Here is a 20,517-nt window from a genome sequence, read left to right on the forward strand (position 1 = left end):
TAGGTGGGGTGCTTGGGCGCACCCTTCCGCCGACGCCCCGATTTCCCGGCAGCGGCCGAGGGTGTCACTCCCCCTCGTCGGCCCTCGGGGCCGGCGCGATGGCGAGCGGACGCAGCCGCCGGACCCGGCCGAGGTGGACCTGGCCGGACTGCTCGGCCGTGAACAACCGCGCGGCCTCGGGGAACAGCTGGAGCTGCTGCAGCACCTCCGAGATCCGGGAGAGCTGCTGGCGGGCCTGGTCGAGCTCCGACTCCAGCGCGAGGATCCGCCGGATGCCCTCCAGGTTGATTCCCTCGTCCTGCGAGAGGTGCTGGATGTGCCGCAGCCGGGCGATGTCGCGCAGCGAGTAGCGCCGGCCGCGGCCCCGCGCGCGTCCGGGCACCACCAGGCCCAGGCGGTCATAGCCGCGCAGGGTCTGGGGGTGCATGTCGGCGAGCTGCGCGGCCACGGAGATCACAAAGATCGGGGCGTCGGCGTCCATCCGGTCGGGCAGGTGGTCGCTCATCACGCACCGCCCAGCATGGCCGCCCGCGGGTCGGGCCCGCCGGCCAGCGACTGGAAGTCGACGAGCGCCGCCTTCGCCTCGTCGGACAGGCGGGTGGGCACCTCAACCGAGACGGTGACCAGCATGTCGCCCTCGGCCGCGCCGCCCTTCACCCCTCGGCTACGGACGCGGAACGTCCGCCCGTTCGGCGTGCCGGCCGGGATCTTCAGCCGCACCGGGCCACCGTCCAGTGTCGGCACCTGGATGTCGGCGCCCAGCGCGGCCTCGGCGAACGTGACCGGCACGGTCAGCGTGAGGTGGTCGCCCTTGCGCCCGAACAGCTTGTGCGGACGGACGTGGACGAGCACGTACAGGTCACCGGCGGCCCCGGAGTTCTCCCCCGCGCCGCCCTTGCCCTTGATCCGGATCCGCTGGCCGTCGGTGACGCCGGCGGGGATCCGCACCTGCATGGTCCGGGTGGAGGTGCCGCGTCCGCTGCCGTGGCAGGTCGGGCACGGGTCCTCGACGATCATGCCGCGACCGCGGCACTCCCGGCACGGCTCGCTGACCGCGAACACGCCGCCGGACGTCGAGGTCTGCATGCCACTGCCCTGGCAGACCGGGCACACCTTCGGCTGGGTGCCCGGACGGGCGCCCGTGCCGTGGCAGGTCGCGCACGCCGCGTCCGAGGTGGTCTGGAGGCTGACGGTCGACCCCGCGAGCGCGTCGGCGAAGTCGATCGTCACCTCACCCTCGATGTCGGAGCCGCGCCGCGGCCCCCTGCTGGCGCGCCGGGTCGTCGCCCCGCCGCCGAACAGGCCGCCGAGAAGGTCGCCGAGCCCGGAGTCGCCGGCCCCGCGGAACAGGTCGTCCATGGACGGACCCCCGCCCTGGCCTGCGCCGGGGAACCGGAACCCGCCCCCGCCGAACAGGCTGCGCGCCTCGTCGTACTCCTTGCGCTTGGCCGGGTCGGAGAGGATCGAGTTCGCCTCGGAGATCTCCTTGAACTTCGCCTCCGCGTCGGCGTTCGTCTTGTTCTGGTCGGGGTGGTACTCCCTGGCCAGCTTGCGGAACGCCTTCTTGATCTCTTCCGGCTTGGCGTCCTTGGAGACGCCGAGCACCTTGTAGTAGTCCTTCTCCAGGTAGTCCTTGGTACTCACCACGCCTCCTCTCGTTCCATCATGGGCTCTCGCTTCACTCCGGGTTGGCGACCCCCACGCGGGCGGGTCGCAGGACCCGGTCGTTCAGTTTCACGCCGCGCTGCATCACCGCGGAGATTGTGGCGACCTCGACCGGCTCGCTGTGCGACATCTGCATCAGCGCCTCGTGGACCTGCGGGTCGAACTCCTCGCCGACCTCACCGAAGGCGACCAGGCCGTACTTGGCCGTGATCCGCTCCAGTTCGTCGGCGACGAGCTTGAAGCCGCCGGTGAGCTCGTCGTGCTCGCGCGCGGCCTCGACGCTGTCGAGGACGGGCAGCAGGTCGAGCACGACCTGCTCCACCCCGCCCTGCCGGGACAGCGCCCGGTCGCGGTCCACCCGCTTCTTGTAGTTCGCGTACTCGGCGTGGAGCCGCTGCAGGTCGGCGGTGCGTTCGTCCGCCAGCTCCTGCAGCTCGGCGACCTTCGCGTCGAGGACGGCACCGGAGGCCGACTTGGCCTCCAGCGGCTCCTCGGCGCCGTCGCCGCCGGCCTCCCCCTCGGGCACGAAGCCCTCGGGGAGGTCGACCGGCTCGCCGTACCCGTCGGGACGCCCGCTCGCGGGCTCCTCCGGGGACGTGCTCGCTGCGTCCGTCACTTGTCCTTGTCCTCGTCCACGATCTCGGCGTCCACGACGTCGTCATCGCCACCGGCCTGGCCGGCGTCGGACGGGGCTGCGGCCTCGGCCTGCTGCGCGGCCTGGGCTGCGGCGTACATCGCCTGGCCCATGGTGGCGGCCTTGGTGTTCAGGTCGTCCATGGCCGCCTTCACCGCGTCGTTGTCGTCGGTCTTGAGCGCTTCCTTCAGCTTCTCCAGCGCCTCCACGACGGGAGCCTTGGTGTCCTCGGGCAGCGTCTCGGCGTTGTCGGCGAGCAGCTTCTCGGTGCGGAAGGCCAGCCCGTCCGCTTCGTTGCGCATCTCCACGGCCTCACGGCGCTGGTGGTCCTCGGCGGCGTGCGCCTCGGCCTCCTTCACCATGCGGTCGATGTCGTCCTTGCCCAGCGCGGAGCCGCCGGTCACGGTCATGGACTGCTCCTTGCCCGTGGCCAGATCCTTGGCGTGGACGTGGACGATGCCGTTGGCGTCGATGTCGAACGCGACCTCGATCTGCGGGACGCCGCGCGGGGCGGGCATCAGGCCGGTCAGCTCGAAGTTGCCCAGGCTCTTGTTGTCCCGGGCGAAGTCACGCTCGCCCTGGTACACCTGGATCATCACCGACGGCTGGCTGTCCTCCGCGGTGGTGAACACCTCGGAACGACGGGTCGGGATCGTGGTGTTGCGCTCGATGATCTTGGTCATCACGCCACCCTTGGTTTCGATGCCGAGGCTCAGCGGGGTGACGTCGAGCAGCAGCACGTCCTTCACCTCGCCCTTCAGCACACCGGCCTGCAGGGACGCGCCCAGGGCCACGACCTCGTCCGGGTTCACGCCCTTGTTGGGCTCCTTGCCTCCGGTCAGCTCCTTGACCAGATCGACGACGGCCGGCATCCGGGTGGAGCCGCCGACGAGGATCACGTGGTCGATCTTGCCGATCGAGGTGTTCGCGTCCGAGATCACCGCGTTGAACGGCGCGCGGCAGCGGTCCAGCAGGTCCTGGGTCAGCCGCTGGAACTCGGCCCGGGTGAGCTTCTCGTCCAGGTGCAGCGGGCCCTCGGCGCCGGCCGTGATGTAGGGCAGGTTGATCGCCGTCTCCTGGGTGCTGGACAGCTCGATCTTGGCGCGCTCGGCGGCCTCCTGGAGGCGCTGGCGGGCCATCTTGTCCTTGCTCAGGTCGATGCCGTTGGCGTTCTTGAACTGCTTGACCAGCCAGTCGACGACCCGCTGGTCCCAGTCGTCGCCGCCGAGGCGCGCGTCACCCTTGGTGGCCTTCACCTCGAAAACGCCGTCGGCGATCTCCAGCAGGGACACGTCGAACGTGCCGCCACCGAGGTCGAAGACGAGGACGGTCTGCTCGGCGCCGCCCTTGTCGAGGCCGTAGGCCAGGGCCGCGGCGGTGGGCTCGTTGATGATCCGGTCGACGGTCAGGCCCGCGATCTCGCCGGCCTCCTTGGTCGCCTGGCGCTCGGCGTCACCGAAGTACGCCGGGACGGTGATCACCGCGTTGGTGACCGGCTCGCCCAGGTACGCCTCCGCGTCCCGCTTCAGCTTCATCAGGACGCGCGCGCTGATCTCCTGCGGCGTGTACGCCTTGCCGTCGATGTCGACGGTCCAGCTCGTGCCCATGTGGCGCTTCACCGAGCGGATCGTCCGGTCGACGTTCGTGACGGCCTGGCGCTTGGCGACCTCGCCGACGAGGACCTCGCCACCCTTCGCGAAGGCGACGACGGACGGAGTGGTCCGCGACCCCTCGGCGTTGGGGATGACGGTGGGCTCGCCGCCCTCGAGGACGGCGACGACAGAGTTGGTGGTGCCGAGGTCGATACCGACTGCTCGTGCCATTGTTTGCTACCTCCGGTTGAGTCTTGGACGAGTTGAGCTTAGCAGGCTCAACTCCGAAGCTTGAGTTCACCAGACTCAACTATGGGTCAGCTGTCGGTATTCCCGGATTCTCCCCCGAGTTCGCGGCGGTTCACGGCCCCACCAGCATGGCGTCGATCAGCTGGGTCAGGGCGGGGAACGAGTGCCACAGCTGGTGGCCCAGCCCGTCCACCGTGATCGTGGGACCGGGCACGCCGTGGCCGGCCAGGGACGCGTCCATCGCATCGAAGTCCTTGCGCCGGCACAGCGAGCTGCGCGACCCGCGGGCGAGCGCGCAGCGGGCGAGCTCCACCTCGTCCATGCGCCGGCCCAGCTCCTCGCTGGCCAGGACCGTGGCGATCGCGAGCAGGTCGGTGGCCGAGTACTTCACGTTCGGCTCGCGCCGCTGGCCGCGGTAGGCGCTCATCACCCAGTCGTGGCCGAGGTTGGTCGCCAGCGCGACGGGCATGCGTCCGAAGTCGGCCATGTTGTGGGCGTGCAGGGACGCGAGGTTCCGCTTGCTGATCGCGACCGGCTCGACCAGGTTCAGGCCCTCGATCGGCCCCCACTCGGCCAGGGCGGGCAGCGCGGCGGCGGCCAGCGAGCACCCCGTCGAGTAGCCCAGCGCCTGCATGTGCTCGGTCTCGGTGATCCCGCCCGCCTCCAGCGCGGCGGCGATGTAGGCGAGGTTCAGTTCGGCCCACGGTTCGGGCCGCTTGCGCAGCATGTCCGAGCGGACGGCCTTCGGGATCGGGTGGCCGTACCTGCTCATCCCCGGGATCTCGGACAGCACGACGTGCATGGACGTGGCGTCGGCCAGGTACTGGCACTTCGCGGTCTCCCACGGACCGAGCGGGGTGTTGAAACCGGGGAAGTAGACCAGCACGCCCTTCGGCTCGGGCGGAGTCGCGACCAGCGCGTCCAGCGTGGCCAGCCCTCCGCCGGGACGCAGCGTGTGCTTCACGACCTCGATCGGCGGACGCCGCCGGGCCAGCCGCCACTCGAAGCTCAGGGTGAGTTGCGGACGGACGGCTGCGGGCACGTCCCGATGGTAGTGGCGGGAGGGTGCCCGGGGCGGTCGCGTGTTCGGAGCACCCCTCCGGCGGGTGAAGAATGGCAGCCATGGTGAGCGCGGTCGTCTTCGACATGGACGGAACCCTGACCGACACCGAGCACCTGTGGGACGTGGTCCGCCGCGGGCTCGCGGCCGCGGAGGGCCTGCCCTGGCCGGACGCGGCGACGCGGGCGATGATGGGCATGGCGACGCAGGAGTGGTCGACGTACCTGAGCGAGGAGGTCGGGCTCTCCGGCACACCTCAGGACGCGGCCCGGCGCACGATCGAGGCCATGGCCGCCCACCACTCAGAGGGCATCGAGCTGCTTCCCGGAGCGGTGCCGGCGGTGCGCCGGATGGCCGCGCGGTGGCCGGTCGGGCTGGCCAGTTCGTCCCCCAGGGTGCTGATCGACAGTGGCGTCCACGCGATGGGGCTGGACGACGTCTTCGGCGCCACCGTCAGCACGGAGGAGCTCAGCGCGGGCAAGCCCGCCCCGGACGTCTACCTCGAGGTGTGCCGGCGTCTGGGCGCCGACCCGCGCGCCAGCGTGGCCGTCGAGGACGCGAGCGCGGGCATCCGCTCCGCGCACGCCGCCGGACTGGCCGTGGTGGCCGTGCCACCGCACTTCAACCCGCCCTCCGACGCGACCCTCGCGCTGGCCGGGGCCGTCCTGACCTCGCTGGACGAACTCACCACCGACCTGGTCGAACACCTGATGGAGAACCGATGAAATCCCTGGATGCGCTGCTGCGCACCGGTCTGCTCGCCCTCGCCCGCAGTGAGCGGGTGAAGGCGCTGGCCGTCCGGCTCCCGCTGACCGCGTCCGTCGTGGCGCGGTTCGTGCCGGGCGAGACGGTGGCCGACTGCCTGGCCGCCGTCCGCTCCCTGGCCGCGGACGGGCTGTACGCGAGCATCGACTTCCTCGGTGAGGACACGACGAACCCCGCGCAGGCGCAGGCCGTCCGCGACGGCTACCTCGAGGTGCTGGACCAGTTGGCGGAGGCGGGGTTGACCGGCGTGGCGGAGGTGTCGGTCAAGCTGACCGCGCTCGGCCTCGGGCTGCCCGGCGGCCACGACCTCGCGCTCGGGCACGCCAGGGACATCTGCGCGGCCGCGAGCGCGGCAGGGACCACCGTCACCGTCGACATGGAGGACCACACCGCCACCGACCGGACCCTGGCCGTCCTCGCCGAGATGCGCCGCGACTACCCGACCACGGGCGGGGTGCTGCAGGCGTACCTGCACCGGACGCCGGACGACTGCGGGCTCCTCGCCGGCGAGGGGTCGCGGATCCGGCTGTGCAAGGGCGCGTACGCAGAGCCCGCCGAGGTCGCCCACCAGACCCGCGAGGAGGTGTCGGCGTCCTACGTGGCGTGCGCGCGCGTCCTGCTGGCCGGGGACGGCTACCCGATGCTGGCCACGCACGACCCGGAGATGATCGCCGCGGTCGGCGAGCTGGCCACCCGCTTCGGCAGGGGCCAGGGCACCTACGAGTTCCAGATGCTCTACGGCATCCGCTCCGACGAGCAGCGCCGGCTGGCTGCGGCCGGCGAGACCGTCCGGGTCTACGTCCCGTTCGGCACCGACTGGTGGGGCTACTTCGTCCGCCGCCTCGCCGAGCGTCCGGCCAACCTGGTGTTCTTCCTCCGCGCGCTGTTCGGCCGCTGACCTCTCCTCAGCGCAGGGCGTGGCGGATCTGCACAGTCGACCTCCCGAAAGGCTTGAAATCGCCCTCGGCAGACCATCGACTGCGCAATTCCGCACGAACAGGGCTCAGCGCGGGCGCAGCACCACCTGACGTTGTGGGGTGATGAAGCAGGCAGCTACTGGACTCGCGCCGCGCGATCCAAGCCCGCCCGCAGGTCCACGACCAGGTCGGACGCGTCCTCGACACCCAGGCTCAGCCGCAGCATGCCCGGCGTGATGCCGGCGGCGGCCTGGACCTCCGGCGGCATCGCGGCGTGGGTCATCGTGGCCGGGTGCGACACGAGCGACTCGACCCCGCCCAGGCTCTCGGCGAGGCAGAAGCAGTCCAGGCCGTCCACCAGGGCCCGGACAGCGCTCTCGCTGCCCAGGTCGAAGGTGACGATCGCGCCGAAGCCGTCCATCGTGCGCGCGGCGAGCTCGTGCTGCGGGTGGGACGCCAGCCCCGGGTAGTGCACGGCGCTCACGGCGGGATGGGACGTGAGCAGGTCGACCACGGCGGCCGCGTTGGCCTGGGCCGCGGCCATCCGCAGGTGCAGCGTCCGCAGTCCGCGCAAGGTGAGGTAGGCGTCCAGCGCACCGCCGGTCACGCCGAGGGTGTTCGCCCACCACGCCAGGTGCGCGACCCGTTCCTCCGACGCGGCGACGATCGCTCCCGCGACCACGTCGCTGTGCCCGTTGAGGTACTTGGTCGCCGAGTGGACGACCACGTCCGCCCCCTGCTCGAGCGGACGCTGCACGACAGGACTGGCGAACGTGTTGTCGGCCACGACCAGCGCCCCGGCGGCGTGCGCGGCCTCGCTGACCGCCGCGATGTCGGTGACCCGCAACAGCGGGTTGGAGGGCGTCTCCAGCCAGACCAGGTCGGCGCCGTCGAGGTCGTCCCTGGCCGCCGGGTCGCTGAAGTCGGCCAGCCGCAACCGCAACCGTCCGCTGCGCTCGAGCGCGTCGAACAGGCGCCACGAGCCGCCGTAGGCGTCGAACGGCGCGACCAGCGTCCCGCCCGGGGGCAGCAGGGCGTGGACGGTCGCCGTGATGGCCGCCATGCCGGACGCGGTGACCACCCCGCCCGCCCCGCCCTCCAGGTCGGCGATGGCCGAGGCGAGCGTCGAACGGGTGGGGTTGCCGGACCGGCTGTAGTCGAACTCCCCCGGCTCGGCGAAGCCGGAGAACGCGTAGGTCGTCGACATGAAGACCGGGGGGACCACCGCGCTGTGGGCCGGATCGGTGGCGATCCCTGCCCTCACTGCCTGGGTGCGAGGGTGCTGCTCGGTCATGACCGCAGACCTTACCAAGCGGCAGTTGCCACACCGCGCGGGCTCTGGTGCTGGGCACCGGCTCGGGGTAGCGTCCCGATCATGAAGATCGAGGACATCATCCGCAAAAAGGGCGCGGACGTGGTCACCATCGCCCCCGCCGCCACCGTCGCCGAGCTCGTGGACTTCCTCGCCAAGTACAACATCGGCGCGGTCGTGGTCAGCGAGGACGGCGAAACGATCACCGGCATCGTGAGCGAGCGCGACGTGGTGCGCCGACTCGCCAAGAACGGCTCGGACGTGCTCGCCCAGCCGGTCTCGGCGATCATGACCGCCGACGTGCTGACCTGCTCCACCGAGGACAGCCTGGAGGACACCGGTCACACGATGACCTACTCGCGCATCCGCCACCTGCCGGTCGTCAAGGACGGCAAGCTCACCGGCATCATCTCCATCGGCGACGTGGTGAAGTACCGCATCGACCAGCTCACCGACGAGCGCAACCACCTGCTCGAGTACCTGCACGCCTGAGCCGGATGGCTGAGCCCGAGGCGCCGGCGGCCGAGCCGCACGAGGCTCCCGCCGAGGCGGCGCTGCGCGCGGCGGGGATCTCCTACCGGGTTGTCCGGCACCGTCGGGTCGGGTCGCTGGCCGAGGCGGCCGCGCTGCGCGGCGTCGCCCCGGCCGACATCATCAAGACGCTCGTCGTGCGCAGGGGCGAGGACGACTACCTGTTCGTCCTGGTCCCCGGCGACCGCGAGATCGCCTGGCCGAAGCTGCGCGCCCACCTCGGCGTGAGCAGGCTGTCGATGCCGGACGCGGCCACCGCCTTCGCAGCGACCGGCTACGAGCGGGGCACGATCACCCCCTTCGGCTCCCGGGTAGCCTGGCCGGTGGTGGCGGACGCCACGATCGCCGGCCGCACGATCTCGCTGGGCGCCGGCGAGCACGGCGCCACCGTCCTGCTGGACGCGGACGCGGCCCTGGCCGCACTGTCCGCCGCCGTCGTCGACATCAGCGACCCGAGCTGACGCCGGCGCGGCGTCGACCACCGCCCCCCGTCCCTCCTCACAAACGCTCCCGAAACGCGCAAACGCTCCCGAAATTTCGGGAGCTTCTGCGAGTTTCGGGAGCGTTTGTGGCTGACTGGGGGAAGACGCCGAGAGAAGGGCGTCGGGCCGGGGGTGGCGGTGTCGGACGCGGGGAGCATGCTGGTGGCATGAACCACCCCACAGCTGGCATCCCGCTCCCCACTGGGCAGCTCCTCCCGCCGCCACGACGGCACATCGTCCCGCCGTACCTGCTGCAGCACCTCGCCGAGGGGTCGGAGCCCATCGCCGAACTCGCTCGCGCGACCCTCGTCGCCGACCGCGGCAAGCGGAAGGCCCGGGAGGCGGGCGGCCACCCGTCGGCGCGGGCGCCACAGGCACAGGCCGCGACCGGGCCGTCCCGGGAGATCTTCGACGCCCACAACACCGAGGACCTGCCGGGCGCGTCGGTACGCACGGAGGGCGCGGCGCCCACCGGCGACCCGGCCGCCGACGAGGCCTACGACGGCTTCGGTGCCACCTGGAAGCTGTACGACGAGGTCTACGGACGCAACTCGATCGACGGCGCCGGCCTGCGGCTGCTCGGCAGCGTCCACTACGGCGAGGGCTACCAGAACGCGTTCTGGGACGGCGAGCGGATGGTCTTCGGCGACGGGGACGGCGTCATCTTCGGACGCTTCACCGCCAGCCTGGACGTGATCGGCCACGAGCTCACCCACGGCGTCACCGAGCACACCGCCAACCTCACCTACCGCAACCAGTCGGGCGCGCTGAACGAGTCGATCTCCGACGTGTTCGGCGTCCTCGTCGCCCAGTACGCCGCCGGCCAGACCGCCGACCAGGCCGACTGGCTGGTCGGCGCGAAGCTGCTGCTCCCCGGCGTGGACGGGACGGCCCTGCGCAACATGCTGCACCCGGGCACCGCCTACGACGACCCCCGGCTGGGCAAGGACCCGCAGCCCGCCGACATGAGTGGCTACGTGAAGACCACCAGTGACAACGGCGGCGTCCACTACAACTCCGGGATTCCCAACCGCGCGTTCGCCCTCGCTGCCACCACGATCGGCGGCCACGCGTGGGAGAAGGCCGGACAGGTCTGGTACGACGTCCTCACCGGCGACGCGATCACCGCCGACTGCGACTTCGCGACGTTCGCCGAGCTCACCGTCGCCGCGGCCGTGGCACGATTCGGCGACGGCGCGGAGGCCACGGCCATCCGTCAGGCGTGGCAGACCGTCGGCGTCGGTGCGGAAACGGAGGAGCCCGCCCCTTCCGGCGGAGAGCAGGTCGACCCGAACGCCCAGCTGCTGCTGCGCCGCACCGGAGGCTTCGCCGGGCTCACCCGCGAGCGGCAGAGCGCCCTCGCCGACCTGGACGGGGACGACAGGGAGGCGTGGACCGGGTTGTTGGCCGGGGAGACCCTGCCGAGGCTGGCCGCGGGCGGCACGCCGAAGCCGGACGCGTACTGCTACGGCGTGGTCTGCCCGCAGGCCGACGTCGACGTGGAGCTGGCCGAGGCGGGCCTGCCGGCGCGGATCAGGCAGCTGTTCGAGCGGTTCCTGGCCGACGTGACGTGATCCGGCCATGGACGTCCAGGAGCGGGACACCGGATCCGCCCGCGCTCGCCCCGGTCCACGTCATCCCGGCGAAAGCCGGGATCTCGATGACGAGCTGGACGCCAGCAACACGGAGATCCCGGGTCAAGCCCGGGATGACAGCCGACCCGACGCACGTCGCCCCACTCCACACCACGACCGCCAGCGACCCGACCCGCAGATCCCGGGTCAAGCCCGGGATGACAGAGCTCCGGGGATCATCGAGATTCCGGGCCAGGGCCGGGATGACCAACCCCAGACGTCATCCCGGCGAAAGCCGGGATCTCGACGACCCACCGCCACCGACGCGCACAGACACGGCACCGGGCCGTTCCCAACCGGGTCAGACGATGCGGATCAGCTTCTTGTTGACGAACTCGGTGGCGCCGAGAGTGCCCATCTCGCGGCCGAAGCCGGAGCGCTTGACGCCGCCGAAGGGGAGCTCGGCACCGTCGGCGAGGACGCAGTTCACGAACACCATGCCGGCGTCGATCTGGTTCGCCACCCGCTGGATCTGCTCCGGGTCGGTCGAGTACAGGTAGGAGCCCAGCCCGAACGGTGTGTCGTTCGCGATGGCGACCGCCTCGTCCTCGTCGGCGGCCTCGTAGACCAGCGCGACCGGTCCGAACATCTCCTCCTGGAACACGTCGGAATCCCGCGGGATGCCCGCGATCACCGTCGGGGCGAAGAACGCCCCTTCACGCGTCCCGCCCAACAGCAGCTGCCCGCCCGCGGCAACGGCCCGCTTCACCTGGGCCTCCAGGTTCTCCGCAGCGGCAAGCGACGACACCGGGCCGAGCTCGGCGCCGTCCGACAACGGGTCGGTCGCCTGCACCACGCCGAGCGCCGCGACCAGCTTCTCCGTGAACTCCTGGTACAACCCGGACGCCACAATCGCCCGCTTCGGCGCGTTGCAGGACTGACCGTTGTTGTCCAGCCGACCGTTCACCAGGTCGGTGACCACGGCGGCCAGGTCGTCCGTCGACAGGACGATGAACGGGTCCGCCCCACCCAGCTCCAGCACGACCTTCTTCAGGTGCCGGGCGGCCTGCTCGGCCACCGCGATCCCGGCCCGCTCCGAGCCGGTCAGCGACACCCCCTGCACCCGCGGGTCGGCGATCACCGTCGCGATCTGCGCTGAATCGGCGAAGATCATCTCGAACGCCCCCTCGGGCGCTCCGGCGTCGGTGTAGATCTGCTGGATCAGCCGTCCGGTGTGCGGGCACTGGGACGCCGGCTTCAGCAGGACGCTGTTGCCGATCGCCAGGTTCGGTCCCGCGAACCGGGCCACCTGGTAGAACGGGAAGTTCCACGGCATCACGCCGAGGATGACGCCCAGCGGCGCATTGCGAATGACGGCAGAACCGGTACCCGCCCGCAGCTCGATCGGCGTGTCGGCCAGTTCCGCGGGGGCGATCTCTGCGTGGTAGCGGTAGATGTCCGCGGCGAAGTCGACCTCGCCGTACGCCTGCGCGAGCGGCTTGCCCATCTCCTCGACCAGCGCGTGGGCCAACTCGTCGCGGCGCTCCTCGTGCAGGTCGCCGATCCGGCTTACGATCGCAGCCCGCTCCTCGACCGAACTGGTGCGTCCCCAACCGCGGGTGACGGAGTTCGCGCGCGCGATCGCGTCCGCCAGCTCGGCGTCGGTGATCTGCGGGTAGGTGTCGACGACCTCCCCGGTGGCGGGGTTGGTCACGGCGTACGTGCTCATCATGCTCCCATCAGTTGGTCGGTCGTGGTCAGTGCTTCGTCGATCACGTCGAGGCCGCGGTTCAACTCGTCCTCGCTGATCACCAGGGGCGGACAGATGTGCGTCCGGTTGAAGTGGGTGAAGGGCCACACGCCGCCAGCCTTGCACGCGGACGCGAACGCGGTCATCGGTGCGTTCGCCGCCCCGGCCGCGTTGTACGGCACCAGCGGCTCTCGGGTCTCGCGGTCGCGGACGAGCTCGACCGCCCAGAACAGCCCCCGTCCGCGCACCTCGCCGACGGACGGGTGCGTCTCCAGCCAGGACGCCAGCCGCGGCCCGACGACACGTTCGCCCAGGTCACGGACGTGTTCGAGGATGCCGTCGCGGCGGAACACCTCGAACGTCGCCACCCCGACCGCACAGCCCAGCGGGTGCCCGGAATAGGTGAGCCCGCCGAAGAACACCCGATCGTCGAACGCGTGCGCGATCGCGTCCGAGATCACGACTCCGCCCAGCGGCACGTACCCGGAGTTCACGCCTTTCGCGAACGTGACCAGGTCGGGGACGATCCCGAAGCCCTGGAACGCGAACCACTCCCCGGCGCGGCCGAAGCCGGCCATCACCTCGTCGGCGATCAGCACGATGCCGTACCGGTCGCACAGCTCGCGTACCCCGGCGAGGTAGCCGGGCGGGGGCACCAGGATCCCGTTCGTCCCCACGATAGTCTCGAGGATGATCGCCGCGATCGTCGCGGCCCCCTCCAGCACGATCACGCTCTCCAGGTGCTCGAGCGCGCGGGCGGTCTCCTCCTCCGGTGTGGACGAGTGGAACGCCGAGCGGTACGGGTACGGCCCGAAGAAGTGGACGACGTGTCCCTGGGTCTCGTTCGCCCAGCGCCGCGGGTCGCCGGTCAGCGCGATCGGCGTCCCCATGCCGCCGTGGTAGCTGCGGTAGGTCGCCAGCACCTTCGCCCGTCCGGTGGTGTGCCGGGCCAGCCGCACCGCGTACTCGTTCGCGTCCACGCCGCCGTTGGTGAAGAACACCTTGCTGAACGACTCGCCGGCCACCTCGACGATCTCGCGGGCGAGAATGCCGCGCACGTCGTTGGCCATGGACGGCTGGATGGTCGCCAGCCGGTCGGCCTGCCGGTGGATCGCGGCGATCAGGTCGGGGTGCTGGTGGCCGAGGTTCAGGTTCACCAGCTGGGAGCTGAAGTCGAGGTAGCTCTTGCCGTCGTAGTCCCAGAACGTGGCCCCCGAACCGCCCGCCACCGGGACGGGCGCGAGCGCAGCCTGGGCGCTCCAGGAGTGGAACACGTGGGCGCGGTCGTCGGCCAACACCGCGGCTCCGGCGTCCGGATCAGGCAGCGGACGGGTCGTCCCGTCGAGGGCGACGTAATCGGTCATGGAGATTCCTCAGTGGTTGGACGGGAAGCCGAGGTTGACCTGCGACTCGGACGGGTCGGGCCACCGCGAGGTGACCACCTTGCTGCGGGTGTAGAAGTGGATCGACTCGGGCCCGTAGATGTGGCTGTCCCCGAACAGGGAGTCGCGCCAGCCGCCGAAGCTGAAGGCGCCGACCGGCACCGGGATCGGCACGTTCACGCCGACCATGCCGACCTCGGCCTCCGCCTCGAAGGCCCGGGCGGTGCCGCCGTCCCGGGTGAAGATCGCGGTGCCATTGGCGAACCGGTTGGCGTTGATCAGCGCGACCGCCTCGTCGTAGGACGCGACGCGGACGACCGACAGCACCGGCCCGAAGATCTCCTCGTCGTACACCTTCATGCCCGGACGGACGCCGTCGACGAGGCTGACCCCGATGAAGAACCCGTCACCGTCGAAGGCCTGTGATGTGCCGTCCACAACGACCTTCGCGCCCTCGGCGGCCGCGCCGGTGACATAGCCCGCGACCTTCGCCCGGTGCTCGGCGGTGATCAGCGGACCCATCTCGGACGCCGGGTCCGTGCCGTCCCCGATCTTGAGTCTGGCGATGCGCTCGGTGATCTTGCCGATCAGCGCGTCCGCGGTCGCGTCCCCGACACAGACGAGGACGGAGATCGCCATGCAGCGCTCGCCGGCCGCGCCGTACGAGGCCGAGACCGCAGCGTCCGCCGCCGCGTCCAGATCTGCGTCCGGCATCACGACCATGTGGTTCTTGGCGCCGCCGAGGGCCTGTACGCGCTTGCCGTTGGCCGAGGCCCGGGTGTAGATCGCCTTCGCGATCGGGGTGGAGCCGACGAAGCTGACCGCCTTCACGTCCGGGTGGTCGAGCAGGGCGTCGACGGCCACCTTGTCGCCGTGGACGACGTTCAGCACGCCGTCGGGCAGCCCGGCCTCGGCGAACAGCCTGGCCAGGAAGAGCGAGGCGGACGGGTCCTTCTCGCTGGGCTTGAGGACGACGGTGTTGCCGCAGGCGATCGCCGAGGCGGTCATCCACAGCGGCACCATGATCGGGAAGTTGAACGGGGTGATGCAGGCCACCACCCCGACGGGCTGCTTGACGGAGTGGACGTCCACGCCACGGGAGACCTGCTCGGCGTACTCGCCCTTGAGCAGGTGAACCAGCCCGGCGGCGAACTCGACGTTCTCCAGCCCGCGGCTGACCTCACCGGCGGCGTCCGCGAGCACCTTGCCGTGCTCGCGGGTGACGATCGCAGCCAGCTCACCGGAGCGTTCGAGCAGCAGTTGGCGCAGCCGGAAGAACACGTCGGCCCGCTTCACCAGCCCCGTCCCCCGCCAGCCGGGCAGTGCGGCCTTCGCGGCGGCGACCGCCTCGGCCACCCGCGCCTCGTCCGCGAAGCCGACCTCGGCGATCCGCTCCCCGGTCGCCGGGTTGAACACCGGCCCGGTGCGGACGTCGTCGGTGACCTCGGCTCCGGCGATCACGTGCGGGATCACTCCCATGTCCTGCCTCTCCCTTCGCCCAACATTCGATAATCGTGGCCCCAAAGCCTCAGTGCTGAGGATTTCGTTGCCTGCTCTCGCCTCACGATCAAGATTACGGAGAAGAGCCGGCGTTTGCCTACAGAGTCCGAGACTGTTCCCACCCCGCAGCTGCAACACGAACGACGCGCCGTCCGATCGAGCGACGCACCGGGATGCGCGTCACGAGTCGAACCCCAGGCCCAGAGCGTCCAGTGAGCGCAGGACGGCGTTGCGCCTGCCCTCCGTGTGGTCGGCGCGGTCCAGCGACCACTTCGTGACGGCGATGCCGAGGGACGCGGCAGGCTCGGGCGGGAACGGCAGCGGACGCTCCCGCACCATCCGCAGCGACGTCCGCTCGGTCTCCTCGCCGGCCAGCAGGTCGAGCATGACGTCGGCAGCGAAGCGGGTCGCCCCGACGCCCAGGCCGGTGAAGCCCGCCGCGTACGCGACCCGCCCCCCGCGGGCGAGGCCGTAGAACGCGCAGAACCGCGTGCAGGTGTCGATCGTGCCCGCCCAGCGGTGGCTGAACCGCAGCCCGTCCAGCTGCGGGAAGGTGACGAAGAAGTGCTCGGCCAGGCGCCGGTAGGTGGCCGGCCGCTCCTCGTAGCCGGGCCGTACCCTGCCGCCGTAGTGGTAGACCGCGTCGTAGCCGCCGAAGAGGATCCGGTTGTCCGCGGTCAGCCGGTAGTAGTGGAACTGGTTGGCCAGGTCGGCCAGACCCTGCCGGTTCCGCCAGCCGATCGAGGCGAGCTGGTCGGCGTCCAGCGGCTCGGTGACGATCGCGTAGTCGTAGACCGGCACGGTCAGCAGCCGGTTGCGGCGCAGCAGGGAAGGGAAGACGTTGGTCGCCAGCGCGACCGAACGGGCCTTCACCCAGCCGCGCGCCGTGGTGACGGTGACCGGCCCGCCGCCCCCGATCGCCCGCACCTCGGAGTGCTCGTGGATCACCACTCCCAGCTCGCTCGCGACGCGGGCGAGTTCGAGGGCCAGCCGGCCGGGGTTCACCAGCGCGGCGTCGTCCCGGCTCCACAGCCCGCCCAGGTAGGTCGGTGAGTTCACTTCCGCGCGCACCGCCGCCTGGTCGAGGAACCCGTCCTCCGCCTCGATCCAGGCCAGCTGGTGGGGTTCGACGGCGACGCTCAGCTGGCCGGTGCGCTCGAACTCGACGTCCATCCCGTAGCGGCGGATCGTGTCCTCGATGCCGGCCAGGTTCTCCCTGCCGAGCCGGTCGAGCTGGTCGAGTTCGTCGGGCCAGCGCTGCCGCCCGTTCTCCTCGCCGTGGGTGAGGCTGGCCTCGCAGAAGCCGCCGTTGCGGCCGGACGCGGCCCAGCCGACCTCGTGGGCCTCCAGCAGCACGACGTCGCGGGACGGGTCGCGCTCCTTGGCGCGGATCGCCGTCCACAACCCGGCGTAGCCACCGCCGACGATGACCAGGTCGGCCTCGCGGCCGCCGACGAGGGCGGGGTGCGCGGTCCGATCGAGGCCGTCCAGCCAGAACACGGCGGGACGGCTCGCGGCGAGCGCCTGCGACACCGTTCGGGCGGGCGGACGGCCGCGCTCGAATGCCGTGGTGCGCTGCACTGGTTCACCTCCCCGGCGCCCGCTCGCGCGGGCCCCGCGCCGTCCATTTCGGGACCAACCTAGCGGACCCGTACGTCGATTGCGTTACGGAATACGACGAAAGATCGCCCAACGACGACGAATACCGTGGAGATGCCGGGGATCCTCGGCGGAAAATTCATCGTGAGCGCGCCGGACGCGCCGTGCTCACCTCTGGTGCGTTGCCGTGCCGGCGAGCCATGTCCCCCGGACCTCAGCGGTGCGGGCGAGCGCGGGGTCGGCCGCCGTCACGTCCCGGTCCAGCTGGACCAGGTCGGCGTCCCTGCCGACGGTGAGCGAGCCCCGGAATGCGTCGGTGAAGCCCTGGTACGCGCCGGTCGCAGTCGCGGCGAGCAGGCCCGCTTCGAGCGGCAGGCGCTCGTGCGGCATCCAGCCACCCACGGGGAGGCCGGCGTCGTTCTGGCGGGTGGCGGCGACCGTCAGCGCCTCGAGCGGGGAGTTCGTCGACACCGGCCAGTCGCTCGCGATCGACACCCGCGCGCCGAGGCCGAGCAGGGTCGCCACCGGGTACTGGCGGTCGGTGCGGTCGGGCCCCAGCCGTGGGGCGGTCAGTTCGTCCATCAGCGCGTCGTGCTGGGCCCAGTAGGTCTGCATGGCTGCGACCACGCCGAGGGGCGCGAACCGGGCCAGGTCGGACGCCTCGGCGAGCTGGACGTGGGTGATCACCGGACGGCGGTCCCGGTCGGGGTTGGTCCGCGTCGCGTGCTCGATCGCGTCCAGGGCGTGCCGGACGGCCGCGTCCCCGATCGCGTGGATGTGGGTCTGGAAGCCGAGCGCGTCGATCGCGGCCACCGCCCGCGCGAGTTCATCCGGTGGCCACACCGCCCTGCCGTGGTCGTGGGTGTCGAGGTAGGGCTCCAGCATCTCGGCCGTGGCCGACTCGATCACGCCGTCGGCGAAGAACTTCACCGTGTCGCCGGTGAGCAGCCGCGGCGCGCCGGCGGCCGCGACCTCCTCGCGCTGGGCGACGAACACGGCCAGCTGGTCGCGCCAGCAGTCCGGCTCGGCCAGCCAGGCCAGGTTGGTGCGGACGCCCAGTTCGCCGCGTCCCAGCAGCGCGAGGTAGGGCCGGTGGCCGCCCTCGTCCACCCAGGCGTCCTGCATCCAGGTCACGCCGACCGCCGCCATGTCGGCGCAGGCCAGGCGCAGCGCGTCCGCCCACACCGCGGGGGTGGGTGAGGGGGCGAACCGGTCGACGAGGGTGTAGGCCTCCGGTTCGCGGAGCGTGCCGACCGGCCGGCCGTCGGCGAACCGGTCGATCAGGCCCGTGGCCGGCTGCGGCGTGGAGGCGTCCACCCCGGCGACCTCGAGCGCCCGCGAGTTGCACCAGACCGTGTGGTAGTCGTGGGCCCGGAGCAGGACGGGCCGGTCGGCGACGACCGCGTCCAGCCAGGCGGCGTGGAAGGAGCCGCCCGGCGCCAGCGCGGGCTCGTAGCTGCCGCCGACGATCCAGCCCAGCTCGGGGTGCGCGGCGGCGTACCGGCCGACCTCGGCGACGATCGCCTCGACCGAATCCAGGTCCGAGATGGACGGCCCGAGCTTCTCCATGCCGGCCTGCGGCGGGTGGCAGTGCCCGTCGGAGAACGCGGGCAGGAGCAGCCCGCCGTCGAGGTCGACGACCTCGGTCGCTCCGGCAGCCGTGGCGTCCGCGCCGAGCGCGCTGATCCGTCCGGCGGTGACGGCGAGGGCGTCGGTTCGGAGCCCCGGGCCGAGCCACACCGGGCCGTTGGTGAACAGCAGGTCGGCACCCACGCGGACCACCCTCTCTCCGATGTGCACGGTCTGGCCGGGCACCGCCAGCCTAGGGACGGGACGTGCCCGCGGCGCGAACTGTCCGGGGCCGGGTTCTCCATCATCCCGGGCTTGACCCGGGATCTCCGCGTCGGTGGTGGCGGGTGTGACGTCGAGATCCCGGCTTCCGCCGGGATGACCGGGGTGGTGTTCGGCGGATCGGGTAACGAGAGTGGTGTCCGGTGAAGGAGGCAGCATGCGAGAGCTGAGGCTGGTCGAGTTCCTGTCCGTCGACGGGGTGATGCAGGGGCTGGCGAACCCCGACGGCGACTTCGCCCACCCGGGCTGGGGCATGGACTACCCGGTGCAGCCGCCGAGCGAGCCCGGCGCGGCGAACGCGACCACCGCCTACCTGTTCGGGCGGCGCACCTACGAGGAGCTCGCAGCGTTCTGGCCCACCCAGCCCGACGACAACCCGATGGCCGCGCACCTGAACGCGACCCCGAAGTACCTGGTCAGCCGGACGGTGCCGACGCCGACCTGGCAGCCGACGACGGTGATCGCCGACGACGTGGCGGGCTCGGTGGCCTGGCTGAAGTCGGAGGGCGAGGGCGTGATCACCCTGCTGGGCAGCGGCCAGCTGGCGCGGTTCCTGATGGCACACGACCTGGTCGATCGGCTGACCCTCGTCGTCCACCCGCTCCTGCTGGGCACCGGCACCGGCCTGTTCGGCGGCCTCCCGTCCCCGCGCCGCCTGCTGCTGGCGTCCGTCGCCCACTCCGACCTCGGCACCCTGATCCTCGACTACCGCTTCCGCCACGACTGAGCTGCGAGCCACGGGGTGGGACCGGCGGCGGCGCCCCGTCCACCACAAAGTGGACGCTCCTGCGGCGAACTCACGACAAACCGTCCACCTTGACGAGGACACGACCCGCCAAACACCACCGCGGCCAACCCGGCGACACACCCGCCACCACCTACGCGGAGATCCCGGGTCAAGCCCGGGATGACAACCAGCGCGGCGCCCGTCCACCACAAAGTGGACGCTCCTGCGGCAAACTCGCCACGATCCGTCCACCACAAAGTGGACATACCCCGCCATCCCGGCGGAAGCCGGGATCCCGACGACACACCCGCCACCACCCACACCGAGATCCCGGGTTAAGCCGGGATGACAACCAGCGCGGCACCGTCCACCACAAAGTGGACGCTCCTGCGGCAAACTCGCCACGATCCGTCCACCACGAAGTGGACTCAAGCGGGAACAATCCGGACGCGGGGTGCTGTTGAGCCGACAGCCGAGCGACGGGAGCGACGATGCCAACTTTCACCACGACCCTGCACCAGATGGGCAACAACGTCGGGATCGAGGTGCCCGAGGACGTCGTTGCAGGGTTCGCGGCAGGTAAGCGGGTGCCCGTCCAGGTCACGATCGCGGGGTACAGCTACCCGTCCACGATCGCGGTGATGGGCGGGCACTACCTGATCCCGCTGTCGGCGGCCCATCGTGCCGCGGCCGGGGTCGCGGGAGGCGAGACGCATGAGGTGACGCTCGTCCACGACGCGTCCAGCAGGGACACCCCCGTCCCCGTCGACCTGGCCGACGCCCTCGCTGCCGAAGGCGTGCGAGACGCCTTCGACGCCCTCGCCCCGTCCCGGCGCAAGGAGCACGTCCGCGCGGTCACCGAGGCGAAGGCCGAGGAGACCAGGCGACGCCGGATCGCGAAGGTCGTCGAATCCCTGGCCTGATCGT

18 protein-coding genes are annotated in these 20,517 nt (G+C 71.4%); 7 read left to right on the forward strand and 11 right to left on the reverse strand.

The genetic code is table 11. The annotated features are described in order from the left end of the window. Positions 1–64: 64 nt before the first annotated feature. The 5 genes from QM779_RS10600 to QM779_RS10620 form a co-directional block, all read right to left on the reverse strand. Complete coding sequence (locus QM779_RS10600; RefSeq protein ID WP_428534952.1) at positions 65–505, reverse strand: heat shock protein transcriptional repressor HspR; 441 nt, start codon at positions 503–505, stop codon at positions 65–67. Next, positions 505–1,644: a molecular chaperone DnaJ gene (dnaJ, locus tag QM779_RS10605; RefSeq protein ID WP_428534954.1), complete on the reverse strand. Its 1,140-nt coding sequence runs from the start codon at positions 1,642–1,644 to the stop codon at positions 505–507. Before dnaJ ends, QM779_RS10600 begins: the two co-directional genes overlap by 1 nt. 34 nt (positions 1,645–1,678) lie before the next feature. Continuing rightward, positions 1,679–2,281 (reverse strand): nucleotide exchange factor GrpE, encoded by a 603-nt coding sequence (locus QM779_RS10610; RefSeq protein ID WP_428534956.1) that lies wholly within the window; start codon positions 2,279–2,281, stop codon positions 1,679–1,681. Further along, positions 2,278–4,122, reverse strand: coding sequence for a molecular chaperone DnaK (dnaK, locus tag QM779_RS10615; protein ID WP_428534958.1), 1,845 nt, complete (start codon positions 4,120–4,122; stop codon positions 2,278–2,280). Before dnaK ends, QM779_RS10610 begins: the two co-directional genes overlap by 4 nt. Before the next feature lie 130 nt (positions 4,123–4,252). After that, complete coding sequence (locus QM779_RS10620) at positions 4,253–5,182, reverse strand: hypothetical protein (RefSeq protein ID WP_428534960.1); 930 nt, start codon at positions 5,180–5,182, stop codon at positions 4,253–4,255. An 80-nt stretch (positions 5,183–5,262) separates the two neighbouring features. On the opposite strand from QM779_RS10620, the gene QM779_RS10625 reads away from it, so the two are divergent. Next, positions 5,263–5,925: an HAD family hydrolase gene (locus QM779_RS10625; protein ID WP_428534962.1), complete on the forward strand. Its 663-nt coding sequence runs from the start codon at positions 5,263–5,265 to the stop codon at positions 5,923–5,925. After that, the gene (locus tag QM779_RS10630) at positions 5,922–6,863 is read left to right on the forward strand and encodes a proline dehydrogenase family protein (RefSeq protein WP_428534964.1); all 942 of its coding nucleotides are present in this window, start codon (positions 5,922–5,924) and stop codon (positions 6,861–6,863) included. The genes QM779_RS10625 and QM779_RS10630 overlap by 4 nt, the downstream gene beginning before the upstream one ends. A 155-nt stretch (positions 6,864–7,018) precedes the next feature. On the opposite strand, the gene metB is transcribed toward QM779_RS10630, so the two are convergent. Continuing rightward, positions 7,019–8,176, reverse strand: a complete 1,158-nt coding sequence (gene metB / locus QM779_RS10635; protein WP_428534966.1) for a cystathionine gamma-synthase — start codon at positions 8,174–8,176, stop codon at positions 7,019–7,021. A gap of 81 nt (positions 8,177–8,257) precedes the next feature. Here metB and QM779_RS10640 point away from each other — a divergent pair, with 81 nt between their 5' ends. From QM779_RS10640 to QM779_RS10650, 3 genes are all read left to right on the forward strand, one after another. Then, complete coding sequence (locus QM779_RS10640; protein ID WP_428534968.1) at positions 8,258–8,686, forward strand: CBS domain-containing protein; 429 nt, start codon at positions 8,258–8,260, stop codon at positions 8,684–8,686. Between the two features lie 5 nt (positions 8,687–8,691). Further along, on the forward strand, positions 8,692–9,186 hold the full coding sequence (locus QM779_RS10645; protein ID WP_428534970.1) for an aminoacyl-tRNA deacylase: 495 nt from the start codon (positions 8,692–8,694) through the stop codon (positions 9,184–9,186). Positions 9,187–9,374: 188 nt separating this feature from the next. Next, the gene (locus tag QM779_RS10650) at positions 9,375–10,781 is read left to right on the forward strand and encodes a protealysin inhibitor emfourin (RefSeq protein WP_428534972.1); all 1,407 of its coding nucleotides are present in this window, start codon (positions 9,375–9,377) and stop codon (positions 10,779–10,781) included. A 361-nt stretch (positions 10,782–11,142) separates the two neighbouring features. On the opposite strand, the gene QM779_RS10655 is transcribed toward QM779_RS10650, so the two are convergent. The 5 genes from QM779_RS10655 to QM779_RS10675 form a co-directional block, all read right to left on the reverse strand. Further along, on the reverse strand, positions 11,143–12,510 hold the full coding sequence (locus QM779_RS10655) for an NAD-dependent succinate-semialdehyde dehydrogenase (protein WP_428534974.1): 1,368 nt from the start codon (positions 12,508–12,510) through the stop codon (positions 11,143–11,145). Continuing rightward, positions 12,510–13,895 carry an aspartate aminotransferase family protein gene (locus QM779_RS10660; protein ID WP_428534976.1) on the reverse strand — a complete coding sequence of 462 codons (1,386 nt, stop codon included), beginning with the start codon at positions 13,893–13,895 and terminating at the stop codon, positions 12,510–12,512. The genes QM779_RS10655 and QM779_RS10660 overlap by 1 nt, the downstream gene beginning before the upstream one ends. Positions 13,896–13,904: 9 nt before the next feature. Further along, positions 13,905–15,392: a CoA-acylating methylmalonate-semialdehyde dehydrogenase gene (locus QM779_RS10665; RefSeq protein ID WP_428534978.1), complete on the reverse strand. Its 1,488-nt coding sequence runs from the start codon at positions 15,390–15,392 to the stop codon at positions 13,905–13,907. 201 nt (positions 15,393–15,593) lie between these two features. After that, positions 15,594–16,994: an NAD(P)/FAD-dependent oxidoreductase gene (locus QM779_RS10670; protein ID WP_428534980.1), complete on the reverse strand. Its 1,401-nt coding sequence runs from the start codon at positions 16,992–16,994 to the stop codon at positions 15,594–15,596. Positions 16,995–17,180: 186 nt separating this feature from the next. Further along, on the reverse strand, positions 17,181–18,827 hold the full coding sequence (locus QM779_RS10675) for an amidohydrolase (RefSeq protein WP_428534982.1): 1,647 nt from the start codon (positions 18,825–18,827) through the stop codon (positions 17,181–17,183). Positions 18,828–19,020: 193 nt separating this feature from the next. Between QM779_RS10675 and QM779_RS10680 the strand changes: the two genes are divergently transcribed. Both QM779_RS10680 and QM779_RS10685 read left to right on the forward strand, forming a co-directional pair. After that, on the forward strand, positions 19,021–19,590 hold the full coding sequence (locus QM779_RS10680) for a dihydrofolate reductase family protein (RefSeq protein ID WP_428534984.1): 570 nt from the start codon (positions 19,021–19,023) through the stop codon (positions 19,588–19,590). Between the two features lie 491 nt (positions 19,591–20,081). Further along, a complete protein-coding gene (locus QM779_RS10685; RefSeq protein ID WP_428534986.1) occupies positions 20,082–20,513 on the forward strand; it encodes a YdeI/OmpD-associated family protein in 432 nt (143 codons plus the stop codon). Positions 20,514–20,517 lie beyond the last annotated feature (4 nt).

This window comes from Propionicimonas sp., from assembly GCF_049840635.1.
Lineage (GTDB): Bacteria > Actinomycetota > Actinomycetes > Propionibacteriales > Propionibacteriaceae > Propionicimonas.

Excerpts from the sequence above, each read along its gene's own strand:
- QM779_RS10655 (WP_428534974.1), bottom strand. The coding sequence starts at position 12,510 with ATGAGCACGTACGCCGTGACCAACCCCGCCACCGGGGAGGTCGTCGAC.
- QM779_RS10640 (WP_428534968.1), top strand. The coding sequence starts at position 8,258 with ATGAAGATCGAGGACATCATCCGCAAAAAGGGCGCGGACGTGGTCACC.
- QM779_RS10665 (WP_428534978.1), bottom strand. The coding sequence starts at position 15,392 with ATGGGAGTGATCCCGCACGTGATCGCCGGAGCCGAGGTCACCGACGAC.
- dnaK (WP_428534958.1), bottom strand. The coding sequence starts at position 4,122 with ATGGCACGAGCAGTCGGTATCGACCTCGGCACCACCAACTCTGTCGTC.
- QM779_RS10600 (WP_428534952.1), bottom strand. The coding sequence starts at position 505 with ATGAGCGACCACCTGCCCGACCGGATGGACGCCGACGCCCCGATCTTT.
- QM779_RS10645 (WP_428534970.1), top strand. The coding sequence starts at position 8,692 with ATGGCTGAGCCCGAGGCGCCGGCGGCCGAGCCGCACGAGGCTCCCGCC.
- QM779_RS10685 (WP_428534986.1), top strand. The coding sequence starts at position 20,082 with ATGCCAACTTTCACCACGACCCTGCACCAGATGGGCAACAACGTCGGG.
- QM779_RS10630 (WP_428534964.1), top strand. The coding sequence starts at position 5,922 with ATGAAATCCCTGGATGCGCTGCTGCGCACCGGTCTGCTCGCCCTCGCC.
- QM779_RS10625 (WP_428534962.1), top strand. The coding sequence starts at position 5,263 with ATGGTGAGCGCGGTCGTCTTCGACATGGACGGAACCCTGACCGACACC.
- metB (WP_428534966.1), bottom strand. The coding sequence starts at position 8,176 with ATGACCGAGCAGCACCCTCGCACCCAGGCAGTGAGGGCAGGGATCGCC.
- QM779_RS10660 (WP_428534976.1), bottom strand. The coding sequence starts at position 13,895 with ATGACCGATTACGTCGCCCTCGACGGGACGACCCGTCCGCTGCCTGAT.
- QM779_RS10650 (WP_428534972.1), top strand. The coding sequence starts at position 9,375 with ATGAACCACCCCACAGCTGGCATCCCGCTCCCCACTGGGCAGCTCCTC.
- QM779_RS10680 (WP_428534984.1), top strand. The coding sequence starts at position 19,021 with ATGCGAGAGCTGAGGCTGGTCGAGTTCCTGTCCGTCGACGGGGTGATG.